This window comes from Streptomyces atroolivaceus, from assembly GCF_000717025.1.
Classification (GTDB): Bacteria; Actinomycetota; Actinomycetes; order Streptomycetales; family Streptomycetaceae; genus Streptomyces; species Streptomyces atroolivaceus.
On record NZ_JNXG01000001.1, the window covers coordinates 280,596 to 293,541 of the forward strand.

General features: G+C 73.0%; 7 protein-coding genes. 5 read left to right on the forward strand and 2 right to left on the reverse strand.

Annotated features, from left to right (window positions below; all coding sequences use genetic code 11):
- The first annotated feature begins 53 nt into the window (after positions 1-53).
- The 3 genes from OO67_RS01270 to OO67_RS01280 all read left to right on the forward strand — a co-directional run bounded on the left by OO67_RS01270 (position 54) and on the right by OO67_RS01280 (position 9,454).
- Entirely contained in the window at positions 54-2,180 is a 2,127-nt protein-coding gene (locus tag OO67_RS01270) for a flotillin family protein (RefSeq protein WP_033296677.1), read from the forward strand.
- Between the two features lie 363 nt (positions 2,181-2,543).
- Positions 2,544-7,427 (forward strand): DNA repair ATPase, encoded by a 4,884-nt coding sequence (locus tag OO67_RS01275; protein WP_033296678.1) that lies wholly within the window; start codon positions 2,544-2,546, stop codon positions 7,425-7,427.
- Between the two features lie 17 nt (positions 7,428-7,444).
- Positions 7,445-9,454, forward strand: coding sequence for an NAD-binding protein (locus OO67_RS01280; RefSeq protein ID WP_033296679.1), 2,010 nt, complete (start codon positions 7,445-7,447; stop codon positions 9,452-9,454).
- 54 nt (positions 9,455-9,508) lie between these two features.
- On the opposite strand, the gene trpS is transcribed toward OO67_RS01280, so the two are convergent.
- Both trpS and OO67_RS39490 read right to left on the reverse strand, forming a co-directional pair.
- Entirely contained in the window at positions 9,509-10,570 is a 1,062-nt protein-coding gene (gene trpS, locus OO67_RS01285) for a tryptophan--tRNA ligase (RefSeq protein WP_033296680.1), read from the reverse strand.
- Positions 10,571-10,833: 263 nt separating this feature from the next.
- Positions 10,834-10,962: a DUF6126 family protein gene (locus tag OO67_RS39490; RefSeq protein WP_244299995.1), complete on the reverse strand. Its 129-nt coding sequence runs from the start codon at positions 10,960-10,962 to the stop codon at positions 10,834-10,836.
- 173 nt (positions 10,963-11,135) lie between these two features.
- Here OO67_RS39490 and OO67_RS01290 point away from each other — a divergent pair, with 173 nt between their 5' ends.
- Both OO67_RS01290 and OO67_RS01295 read left to right on the forward strand, forming a co-directional pair.
- Complete coding sequence (locus OO67_RS01290) at positions 11,136-12,236, forward strand: LLM class flavin-dependent oxidoreductase (RefSeq protein ID WP_033296681.1); 1,101 nt, start codon at positions 11,136-11,138, stop codon at positions 12,234-12,236.
- Between the two features lie 5 nt (positions 12,237-12,241).
- Positions 12,242-12,901 (forward strand): FMN reductase, encoded by a 660-nt coding sequence (locus tag OO67_RS01295; RefSeq protein WP_033296682.1) that lies wholly within the window; start codon positions 12,242-12,244, stop codon positions 12,899-12,901.
- The last annotated feature ends 45 nt before the right edge of the window (positions 12,902-12,946 follow it).

Consider the following 12,946-nt stretch of genomic DNA (forward strand, 5'->3'; position numbering starts at 1 on the left):
CCTGCGGGGCGCCCCTTCGTCTTCGTACGTCTCACCAGCTGCCAAGGACTGACATGGATGCCATCTCCCTGGGCGTCGGCCTGCTCATCGCCGTCGTCCTGCTCATCGCCGTCGCTCTGCTGTTCGTCATCACCCGGCTCTTCCGCAAGGTCGAGCAGGGGAAGGCGCTGATCATCTCCAAGACCAAGAAGGTCGATGTCACCTTCACCGGTGCGGTGGTCCTTCCGGTGCTGCACAAGGCCGAGACCATGGACATCTCGGTGAAGACCATCGAGATCCGCCGCACCGGGCGTGAGGGCCTGATCTGCCAGGACAACATCCGCGCCGACATCCACATCACGTTCTTCGTCCGGGTCAACAAGACCGTCGAGGACGTCATCAAGGTCGCGCAGGCCATCGGGACGGAGCGGGCGAGCGACAAGGCCGCCATCCAGGAGTTCTTCGCCGCGAAGTTCTCCGAGGCGCTCAAGACCGTCGGCAAGCAGCTGGACTTCGTCGACCTGTACACGAAGCGGGAGGAGTTCCGGGACCGCATCATCCGGGTCATCGGGACCGACCTGAACGGCTATCACCTCGACGACGCCGCGATCGACTTCCTCGAGCAGACGCCGATGGCGCAGCTCGACGGCGCCAACATCCTGGACGCGCAGGGAATCCGGAAGATCACCGAACTGACGGCCATCGAGCACGTACGGACCAACGAGTTCCAGCGCACCGAGCAGAAGGAGATCACCCGCCAGGACGTCGACGCCCGCGAGACGATCCTGGAGCTGGAGCGCAGGCAGGCCGAGGCGGAGATCAAGCAGCGCCGCGAGGTGGAGACGCTGCGGGCCCGGGAGGAGTCGGCGACCGCCCGGGTGCAGGAGGAGGAGCGGCTCGGTTCGCAGAGCGCGTTCATCCGCACCGAGGAGCAGCTCGGCATCCAGCGGGAGAACCAGGCACGCGAGGTGGCCGTCGCCCAGAAGAACCGCGAGCGGGTCATCGCGGTGGAGAACGAGCGCATCGAGAAGGACCGGCTGCTGGAGGTCATCGGGCGCGAGCGCGAGACGGAGCTGAACCGGATCGCCGCGACGAAGGAGGTCGAGGCCGAGCGCCGTGAGGTCGCGGACGTGATCCGGGAGCGGATCGCGGTGGACCGCACGGTCGCCGAGCAGGAGGAGTCGATCCTGACCCTGCGGGCGGTCGAGGAGTCGGAGCGCACCCGCAGGTCCGTGATCATCGCGGCGGAGGCGGAGGCGCAGGAGAAGCTGGTCAAGGACATCAAGGCGGCGGAGGCCGCGGAGGCGGCGGCGGTGCACCTGGCCGCCGAGCAGCTGACGCTCGCGGACGCCCGGCTGAAGAGCGCCGACCTCGACGCACGGGCGAAGCTGCGGCTCGCCGAAGGCGTCCAGGCGGAGACCGCGGCGGCGGGGCTCGCGGACGTCCAGGTCCGCGAAGCGGAGGCCCAGGTCACGGAGAAGGCCGGTCTCGCGGAGGCCCAGGCCACGGAGGCCCGGCTCAGGGCCGAGGCGGAGGGGGCGCGCCTCAAGGCCCTGGCGGTCGCGGAAGGGACGCAGGCACAGGCGTCCGCGGACGCGGCGGTGATCGGCGAGAGGCTGAAGGCCGAGGCGGAGGGGCTCACCCAGAAGGCCGCGGCGATGGCGGCACTCGACGAGGCGTCGCGCGGGCACGAGGAGTACCGGCTGCGGCTGGACGCGGAGAAGGAGATCAGGCTCGCGGAGTTCGACGTCCAGCGGCAGGTCGCCGAGGCGCAGGCGACGGTGCTGGCGACGGGGCTGGAGAACGCGGACATCGACATCGTCGGGGGTGACTCCGTCTTCTTCGACCGGCTGGTGTCCTCGATCTCCCTGGGACGGAGTGTGGACGGGTTCGTGGAGAACTCGAAGACGGCGCAGGCGCTGGCCGGCCCGTGGCTCGACGGGCGGGGGTCGTTCACGGACGACCTGACCCGGGTGCTGGGGTCCGTGTCCACGGGGGATGTGCAGAACCTGACGGTGTCGGCCCTGCTGATGCAGCTGATGCGCTCGCCGGGGGCGGCCTCGGGGCAGGTGAAGCAGCTGCTCGCCGCGGCGGAGGAGCTGGGGCTGGCCGGGATGACCGTGTCGTCGTTGACGGGAGCGGCCCCGGTGAACGGGCAGCCCCCGGAGGCGTCCTCGCTGAACGGGACGCCCGTCGGATAGGGCCGGCCTCCGTCCGTGGGCCGGGGACGCCTCGGCCCCTGAGCGGAGGGCGGGGGCGCCGGGCGGAGGGCGGGGGCGCCGGGCGGTAGTCCGCCGCTCGGGCGCCCCTCGGGCGCCGCCTGCCCGGGCCGGCCCGGCGGTGGCCGGCGGGAGGCGGGCTGCGGGCGGCCGGCGGCCGGCGGCGGGCGGCGGGCGGGCATCCCTGCCGGGGGCCGGCCCTGCGAAGAGGCCGCCGCCAAGAAAAACACCGCCGCCATGAAAAGGAGGCCGCCCCGTGAAAGGGGCCGCCGCCATGAGAAAGGGCCGCCGATGGCCTTCGGGCGGCCCGGTCCGTCGAACGTCATCTCGTAGGGAGCCTCACGCATGGACCGCGACGTCACCCTCACCGAAGCCGATGCCGACGCCTACGAGGTGCTCCGCCGCCGGCTCCGGGACCAGGCCGACGAGCTGGTCCGGCGGGCCGAGGCCCTCAACGCGAGGAGGACCGAGGAGTTCGGCTCCACCGGGCTCCGGCTGCTCGCCACCGAGCAGGTGCGCACGGAACACCCCTCGGTGGCCCGCGATCTCGTCGCCGTCGGCGGGCGCCTCCTGTTCGGCTTCGAGCGCGGTCCGGGTGCGCGCGAGGACACCGGCGTGGCGGACGTGCTCGTCCTGCGCGAAGCCGGCCTGGAGGAGACGGGCGCGGGCCTGCTGGCCGACGAGGCCTTCGTGCGGGAGTTCGCCGCCCTGCACCGTTACTACCGCGGCGCCCGGCTGCTCCGGCTGCGGCGCGTCAACGGCCGGCTGCTCGCCGTGTTCCGCACCGGCGAGACCGCCGAGGACATCCGCGTCCTGCGCTGGGAGCTGGGCCCCGACGGCGCGCCCGGTGCCTTCCTGGACGCCCTTGGCGACCGCGACCACGTCTTCCCGCCCTCGCACGACTTCCGGTGGACCCCCGCGGGACGGGACGCCCACGTGCCCGGCCGGCATCCGCACATCGCCGTCCTGGACACGGTCTTCATCGACACGCTGGGCGGCACCCTCACCGTCAGGACCACCGACGACACCGATGCTCCGGACGGGATCCACGAGGAGCCCGTCGACGAGCCGCTGCAGTCCCTGGCGGACGCCGCCGTCGAGTACGCCCAGGCCGGCCCGCTGATCCTGCTGCGCGTACGCCCGTACAAGGAGAAGGCCTGGCGCCACCTCGTCTTCAACACGCTGCTGTCCACCGTGCGGCGTCTCGACGCCATCGGCCCGTCCTGCCGGCGGCTCCCCGAGGACCAGGGGATCATCTTCCCCGGCGGTTACCACCTCACCACCGGGGCCACCAAGACCTTCGACACCGCCGAGGAGCTCGGCGATCCCGTCTTCGAGGGCGCCGTCCCCTCGCCCAACGGCGAGGACGTGCTGTACGTCTTCCGGTCCCGCGACGGGAGCCGCACGCTGCTCCTCCCCTACAACGTCATCCGCCAGGAGGTCGCCACTCCCCTGCCCGGGCGCGGCCACGCCCTCCTCGACGACGGCACCCTGGTCCTGCTGAAGGACGGCACGGAAGGACCGGGGCGGATCCACCCGCTGCAGCGCTGGCAGACCCCCTTCGTCTCCGACACCTACGCCGCCTCCCGCTCCGTCGGTACGGGCCCGCTCGCCCGGACCGGGAACGCCGACCTGGTGCGCGGGATCTCCGACTGCCTGGCCCTGGCCCACGGTGTGCGGGACATGACGCCGACCGCCGCCGTGTACAGCCGGCTCGTCGCCGACTGCGGCCGGGCGGGCGACCGCTACCACTGGCTCACCGACCCCGCGCTGGGCGCGCTCGCCGAGCCGCTGGAGGAGCTGCGGTCCACCGCCCGTCAGGTCCTGGCCGAGTTCGAGACGGTGCAGGAGCTGACCGGGCAGGCCACCGAGGCCCTCGACGAGGCGGTCACCGGACTCACCGCCCTGGTCCGCCGCATCCGGGGCGAGGCTCCGCGCTCGGCCGCCGCCTGGGTCGCCGGCCTCACCGGACTGCGGCGCGCCCACGGGCACCTGGCGACCCTCGCCGACATGCGGTACGCCGACACGGAGCGCATCGCCGCACTCCGCGAGGAGGCGGGACGGGACCTGGAGTCGGCGGCCCGGCGGGCGGTCGCCTTCCTCGCGCGCGAGGACGCCTTCGCCGGCTACCACGAGGACCTCGCGCGGATCACCGCGGACGCCGAAGGCCTGGACAGCGTCGCCGACGCCTCTTCGGCGGGGGACCGGCTCACGGAGATCACGGAGGGCCTCGGGACGGTCACGGACGTCGTCGCCGGGCTGGACATGGGCGACGCCACCGTCCGTACGTCCGTCCTCGAGCGGATCGCCGAGGTCCTGGGCGGCGCCAACCGCGCCCGCGCGACCCTCGACGCCCGGCGCAGGGAGCTGGTGTCCCGGGAGGGGCAGGCCGAGTTCGCCGCCGAGTTCGCCCTGCTCGGGCAGACCGTCACGGGGGCGCTCGCCTCGGCGGACTCCCCCGGCTCCTGTGACGAACAGCTGGCCCGGGTGCTGCTCCAGATGGAGAACCTGGAGTCCCGCTTCGCGGAGTCCGACGACTTCCTCCTCAGGATCGCCGAGCGGCGCACGGAGGTGTACGAGGCGTTCTCGGGCCGGAAGCAGACGCTTCAGGACGCCGCTGCCCGGCGCGCGGAGCGGCTCGCCGAGTCCGCGGCCCGGGTCCTGGAGACGGTGTCCCGGCGGGTGGCCGGGCTGGAGGACCAGGACGCCGTCCACACGTACTTCTCCTCCGACCCCATGGTGGCCAAGGTCCGTCGCACCGCCGAGGAGCTGCGGGCGCTCGGCGACCCGGTGCGCGCCGAGGAGCTGGACGGCCGGCTGAAGGCCGCCCGGCAGGAGGCGGGACGCGCCCTGCGCGACCGGGGCGAGCTGTACGCGGACGGCGGCTCGGTGATCCGGCTGGGCCGGCACCGGTTCGCGGTGAGCCGGCGGCCCTTCGACCTGGCCCTGGTCCCGTCGGGGGCCGGGGTCGCCTTCGCGCTCACCGGCACGGACTACCGCGCGCCGGTCACCGACCCGGAGTTCGCGGCGAACCGCGCGTACTGGAACCAGTTGCTGCCCTCGGAGTCGCCGGACGTCTACCGTGCGGAGCACCTGGCGGCCAGGCTCCTCGACGAGCACGGAGCCGAGGCCCTGGCAGGCACGGACCTCCCCGCACTCGTACGGGACGCGGCGGCGGCGGCGTACGACGAGGGCCATCAGCGGGGCGTCCACGACGAGGACGCGCTCGCCATCCTGACCGTCCTGCTGCGGCTGCGCGCCGGGGCGGGCCTGCTGCGCTTCCCGTCCTCGGTGCGCGCGGCGGCGCAGCTCTTCTGGGCGCACGACGCCGACGAGGCCCTGCGTACGTCCTGGGCGCGTCAGGCCCGCTCACTGGCACGCGCCCGCGACACCTTCGGCCTCGCTCCCGCCATATCGGCGCTCCAGGAGGAGTGGGCGGCGGTGATGGGGTCGCAGGACACCGCCGCCGAGTATCTCTTCGAGGAGCTCGCCGGCGGTCCCGGCGGTTTCGTCACGAGTGCCGCGGCCCGCACCTTCCTGGACAAGTTCCGGCGGGCCGTGGGCACTTCGGCGTACGACGAGGATCTGTCCGCCCTCTCCGGTGACCTCCCGGCCCGGCGCCGGCTGGTGGAGGGGTGGCTCAGGTCCTACTCCGCCGGGACCGGCTCGGACGCGGACGACGGGGACCTCGCGGAGGCGGTGGCCGTGGAGCTGTGCCCGGAACTGGAGCGGTACGACTGCGACGCGCCGCTCACCGGGACGGTGGAGGGGCTCCTGGGCGATCATCCGCGCGTGGTGCGGGGGCGGTTGACGGTCCGGCTGGACGAACTGCTGCACCGTACGGCCGGGTTCCGGGCCCGCACCGTGCCGGGCTTCCGGGCGTACCAGCGGCTGCGCAACACCCTGGTCGCGGCCGAGCGCTCCCGGCTGCGGCTGGACGACCACAGGCCGCGCGCCATGCCGGCCTTCGTGCGCAACCGGCTGCTGGACGAGGTCTACCTGCCGCTCATCGGCGACAGCCTGGCCAAACAGCTCGGTACCGCCGACGGGGACCGCCGCACCGACTCGCAGGGCCTGCTGCTGCTCGTGTCACCGCCGGGCTACGGCAAGACGACGCTCGTGGAGTACGTCGCGGAGCGGCTCGGGATGGTCATGGTCAAGGTCAGCGGCCCGAATCTGGGCCGCGAGGTGACGACGCTCGACCCGGCCATGGCCCCCGGGGCGACCGCCCGCCAGGAGATCGAGAAGATCAACTTCGCGCTGGCGGCGGGCAGCAACACCCTCCTCCACCTGGACGACATCCAGCACACCTCCCCCGAGCTGCTCCAGAAGTTCATCCCGCTCTGCGACGCCACCCGCCGGGTCGAGGGTGTGCACGACGGGCAGCCGCGCACCTACGACCTGCGGGGGAAGCGGTTCGCCGTGGTGATGGCGGGCAACCCGTACACCGAGTCCGGCGCCCGGTTCCGGATTCCGGACATGCTCGCCAACCGGGCCGACGTCTGGAATCTCGGTGAGGTCCTGAGCGGGCGGGACGAGGTCTTCGCGCTCAGCTTCGTCGAGAACGCCCTGACCGCGAACCCGGTGCTCGCCCCGCTCGCCGCCCGCTCGCGGAGCGATCTCGACCTGCTCGTGCGCATGGCCTCCGGTTCCGGGCCCGCGGCGCACGCCGACCGCCTGGAACACCCCTGCGCGCCCGCCGAACTGGACCGGATCGTCTCCGTCCTGCGCCACCTGCTCACCGCCCGGGACACCGTCCTGGCGGTGAACGCGGCGTACATCGCGTCGGCCGCACGGACGGACTCGACACGCACCGAACCGCCGTTCCGTCTGCAGGGCTCGTACCGGGACATGAACAAGATCGCGGAAAGGATCGTGCCCGTCATGAACGACGCCGAGCTCTCCGCGGTCATCGACGACCACTACGCGGGTGAGGCCCAGACCCTGACCACGGGCGCCGAGTCGAACCTGCTGAAGCTGGCCTCCCTGCGGGGCACGCTCACCCCTGCCCAGGCGGAGCGCCGGGCGGCGATCAACTCCGCCTACGTACGCGCGCAGGCCCTCGGCGGACCGGACGGCGACCCCGCCTCCCGCGCGGTGGGGGCGCTGGGGCTGCTCGCGGACCGGATCGCCGCGGTCGAGGCGGCCATCGAGCGGGCCGCGGGCCCCCGCCCGCCGGCCGCGGACACACGGCCCCGTCACGCGATGATCACCGACACGCCCGACTGAACCGGAGGGATCAAGGCATGCTGGGTTCCGTGTCATCACTTCCTCATCAGCCCCAACACCGCCCGGTCAACGGCCACATGGTGGTCTGCGGCGACGACACCCTCGCCCGCAGGCTCGCCGTGGAGCTGCGCTACGTGTACGGGGAGCGGGTCACGCTCCTGGTCCCGCCGGGCCGCGAGGCCGGCAGGCCGGAGCTGCCGCTGACCCAACGGGCCCGTGCGGTGGCCCTGTTCGGACGCATGTCCGCGGCGATGAGCCGCAACGGGACGGGCGGGGGCGGTGACGGCGACACGAACGCCGGGGTCGAGGCCGTCCGCATCCTGGAGGCCCACGAGCCCACCGACGACGTGCTGGAGGAGGCGGGCGTCGACCGGGCCGCCGCGCTCGCGCTCGTCTACGACGACGACGAGCTCAACATCCGCGCCGCCCTGACCGCCCGCCGGCTCAATCCGCGTCTGCGCCTCGTCATCCGGCTCTACAACCGCAAGCTCGGCCAGCACCTGGAGACGCTGCTCGACCAGGCGGCGGCCGTCTCGATGCCCGGTCTCGACCCGGCCCTGCTGGACGCCTCCACCACCGTCCTGTCCGACGCCGACACCGCCGCCCCGGCCCTGGCGGCCACCGCCGTGACCGGCAGCAGCAAGGTGATCCAGGCCGAGGGCCTGCTCCTGCGCGCGGTCGAACGCACCCCGCCCCGGCCGGGTGAACTCGCCGACCCCGGACTGTGCACCCTGGCCCTGCTCTCCTCCACCAGCCAGGACCCGGCCGGTACCGAGGGCTCCGACAGCAGTGGCGCGGAGGGCCCCCAGCTCCTGCCCGACCTGGCGACGGTGAACGCCGCCACCGGCCGGGGCACGGTCGTCCTGGAAGCCATCAGCCAGGCGGGGCCCGACCGGGCGCCCACCCGCATGGGAGGCAGGGGCGCCCCCCTGGGCCAGCTCTTCTCCCGGCGGCTGCGCTGGTCGGCGCTGGGGGTCGCGACGGCCGTCGTCGCCCTGGCCGTCGCCTCGGTGGTCACCACGGGCGAGAGCCCGCTGCACGCCACGTATCTGACCCTGCTCGACCTGCTGGCGATGGGTGATCCGGCGGTCGAGGGCACCGACTCGGCGTCCCGCCAGGTCATCCAGCTGCTCTCCGGCATGGCCGGGCTCCTGCTGCTGCCCCTGCTGGTCGCCGCCGTCCTGGAGGCGTTCGGCTCCCTGCGCACCGCCTCCTCGCTGCGCCGCCCCCCGCGCGGCCTGTCCGGCCACGTGGTCCTGCTCGGCCTCGGCAAGATCGGCACGAGGGTCCTGGTGCGGCTCCGCGAGCTGGACATCCCCGTGGTGGTCGTCGAGGAGGACCCGGAGGCGCGCGGCATCCCGCTGGCCCGCAGCCTGCACGTCCCGACGGTCCTGGGCGACGTGACGCAGGAGGGCGTCCTGGAGGCGGCCAAGATACGCCGCGCCCGCGCGCTGCTCGCCCTGACCAGCGTCGACACGACGAACCTCGAAGCCGCGCTGTACGCCCGCTCGGTGAAGCCGGACCTGCGGGTGGCGCTGCGCCTGTACGACGACGAGTTCGCCACCGCCGTCTACCGCACCCTGCGCACGGCGCATCCGGGAGCCCTGACCCGCTCCCGTTCCGTGTCCCATCTGGCCGCGCCGTCCTTCGCGGTCGCCATGATGGGCCGGCAGATCCTGGGCGCGGTCCCGGTGGAGCGCAAGGTGATGCTGTTCGCCGCCCTGGAGGTGGCGGGACACCCCCAGCTGGAGGGCAGGACCGTCGACCAGGCGTTCCGGGCGGGCGCCTGGCGGGTCCTGGCCCTGGACGCCACGCCGCCGGCCGACCGCCTCCCGGACCTGGCCGCCGTGCCGCCGTACGACCCCCTCGACCCCACGGGCCCGGGGAGCCCCGACCGGCCCTCCGGCCTGGTCTGGGACCTGCACCCGGGCTATGTGCTGCGGCGGGAGGACCGGGTGGTGATCGCCGCCACCCGGCGCGGCCTGGCCGAGCTGCTGCGCAGGCAGCGCTCGCTGTCCCGCCCCTGAGCCACGCCCGGCCGCCCGGCCGGGGCCGGGCGGCCGGGCGCCGTCGCGGAGGGGTCAGAGGAACATCCCCATCGCCTCCCGCACCTCCCGCAGGGTCGCCTCGGCCACGGCGTTCGCGCGCTCGTTCCCGGTCCGCAGCACCTCGCGCACGTACCCCATGTCCTGGGCGTACTCCGCGCGCCGGGCGCGGATCGGGGCCATGCGTGTGTTGACGGCCTCCGTCACGGTCCGCTTGAGACCGGCCGCACCGCTGTTCCCGATCTCCGCGGCGACTTCGTGCGGGTCGCGGCCGAGGCAGAGCGCGGCCAGCAGCACCAGGCTCGACACCCCCGGCCGCCGGGCCGGGTCGTAGGTGATGTGCCGGTCGGCGTCGGTGGTGGCGCCCTTGATCAGCCGGGCGGTCTCGTCGGCGCCGGCACCCAGAGCGATCGAGTTGTTGCGGCTCTTGCTCATCTTGGTGGCGTCCGTGCCGAGCAGCAGGGGCGCGGCGGAGAGCAGCGCGTCGGGTTCGGGGAACACCTCTGCGTACCGCTCGTTGAAGCGTCGGGCGACGGTGCGCGTGACCTCCAGGTGCGGCAGCTGGTCCTGGCCGACGGGGACGACGTTCCCCTTGCAGAAGAGGATGTCGGCGGCCTGGTGCACCGGGTAGGTGTACATGAGGCCGCTGACGGCGGACTGCCTGGAGTGCGCGATCTCGTCCTTCACGGTGGGGTTGCGGCCGAGCTCCGCGACGGAGACGAGGGACAGGAACGGCAGCAACAGCTGGTTGAGGGCGGGCACCGCGCTGTGGTTGAAGACCGTCGTACGGGCGGGGTCGATCCCGATGGCGAGGTAGTCCAGGAGGAGGCCCTCCACGTGCTCGGTGAGCCGCTCGGCGACGTCCCGGTCGGTGAGGACCTGGTAGTCCGCGACGAGCACGAAGACCTCCACACCGAGATCCTGGAGGCGGACACGGTTGTGGAGGGTGCCGAAGTAGTGCCCGAGGTGCAGGGCACCGGTGGGTCTGTCCCCGGTGAGGACACGGAAACGGCCCGGGTCCAGGGAGAGCTGCTGCTCCAGTTCGGCGCTGCGGCGCACGGCGGGGCTGACGGGCGGGTCGTCGGTGGTCAGGGTCACGGGGCTCTCCTCGCTGGTGGTGTACGCGTGGAGGACGGCCCGCCGAAAAGGGCGCCGGGGCAGCAGGAAGGGCCGTCCGATGTCGAACGGCCCTGGTTCCGCGCAGAAGGAAGGTGGCCGCTCCTAGGAGGAGCGCCACCAGTTCCGGCACGGTACGGAGGTCATGGCGCGAGTGTAGCGCCCACCGGTCGACCGGACCCGGGTCCCGCGCCCCACCGGCGCCCGGGCCGTGCACACACGGGCTCCCGGCGGACGCGCGTCCGCTACCGGCCGGCGTGGCCACCCACGTAGAACAGCAGCATCACGAAGCCGGCGAAGAGGTGCGTCGCGTAGACGTGGACGAAGACGCGCAGCAGGACGCCGCGCTCCTTCCAGCGTTCGCTCTCGCTCATCGGTCACTCCCCGCCCGGCGGGCCCCCTCGCGCGCCCCGTCCAGGGGTACGCAGACCCGGCGTACGGGCCCTCGGGAGAGGGCGGAATAGAGAAACGGGCCGCACCGTTGTAGGGTGTGTCCACATAGTTCAACGTTCAACCAACTCGCTCAACACTTCTGGAGGCGGGCGCCATGCAGTTCGGGATCTTCACCGTCGGGGATGTCACCACCGACCCCACGACCGGTACGACACCGAGCGAGAACGAGCGGATCAAGGCGACCCTCGCGATCGCGCTCAAGGCCGAGGAAGTGGGCCTGGACGTCTTCGCGACCGGTGAGCACCACAACCCGCCGTTCGTCCCGTCCTCGCCGACGACCACGCTCGGCTACATCGCCGCCCGCACCGAGAAGCTGATCCTCTCCACCTCCACCACGCTGATCACCACCAACGACCCGGTGAAGATCGCCGAGGACTACGCCACGCTCCAGCACCTGGCCGACGGCCGCGTCGACCTGATGATGGGCCGTGGCAACACCGGGCCGGTCTACCCGTGGTTCGGCAAGGACATCCGTCAGGGCATCCCGCTCGCGATCGAGAACTACGCGCTGCTGCACAAGCTGTGGCGCGAGGACGTCGTCGACTGGGAGGGGAAGTTCCGCACCCCGCTGCAGTCCTTCACCGCGACCCCGCGCCCGCTGGACGGCGTCCCGCCGTTCGTGTGGCACGGCTCGATCCGCTCCCCGGAGATCGCCGAGCAGGCCGCGTTCTACGGCGACGGGTTCTTCCACAACAACATCTTCTGGCCCATGGAGCACACCAGGAAGATGGTCGCCCTCTACCGCAAGCGCTACGCCCACTACGGGCACGGCACCGCCGAGCAGGCCATCGTGGGCCTCGGCGGCCAGGTGTTCATGCGGAAGAACTCGCAGGACGCGGTGAGGGAGTTCCGCCCGTACTTCGACAACGCTCCGGTCTACGGCCACGGCCCCTCCCTGGAGGACTTCACCCAGCAGACCCCGCTGACCGTCGGCTCCCCGCAGGAGGTCATCGAGCGGACCCTGTCCTTCCGTGAGGACGTCGGTGACTACCAGCGCCAGCTGTTCCTCATGGACCACGCGGGGCTGCCGCTGAAGACGGTCCTGGAGCAGCTCGACATCCTGGGCGAGGAGGTCGTGCCCGTACTGCGCAAGGAGTTCGCCCGCCTGCGCCCGGCCGGAGTGCCGGACGCCCCCGTCCACCCCGCGGTCGCCGCCGCCCGCGCCGCCGCCACCGCGGACCCGAAGGAGCTCTGAGCACCGTGACCGCCACCGCCCCCCTGAAGATCGTCGCCGTCGCGGCCGGACTCAGCAGCCCCTCGTCCACCCGGCTGCTGGCGGACCGGCTCGCCGAGGCCGCCCGTGAGCAGCTGGCGGACGGGCAGGACCGTCGTGTCGAGGTCCAGGTCGTCGAGCTGCGCGATCTGGCCGTCGACATCGCCAACCACCTGGTCACCGGCTTCCCGCCGGCCGGCCTGAAGAAGGCGCTCGACGCGGTGACCGGGGCGGACGGGCTGATCGCCGTGACGCCCGTCTTCACCGCCTCGTACAGCGGGCTGTTCAAGTCGTTCTTCGACCTGGTCGACAACACCGCGCTGACCGGCAAGCCCGTCGTCATCGCGGCGACGGGCGGGACCCCTCGGCACTCGCTGGTCCTGGAGCACGCGCTGCGCCCGCTCTTCGCCTACCTGCGGGCCGTCGTCCTGCCGACCTCCGTCTACGCGGCGTCGGAGGACTGGGGCTCGCACGGAGACGAGTACACGGAGGGACTGCCCGCCCGGATCCGGCGCGCGGGAGGCGAGCTCGCCTCCGCGGTCACGGGGCGGACCGTGTCCGGCGCCTCCCGGAACCTCACGCTCGACGACGGGGAGGACGCGGTCGTCCCGTTCGCACAGCAGCTCGCGGACCTGCGGGTCGGCTGAACCGGCATCGGGGGCCACCAGGCCCCCGATGCCCCGCTTGACTAC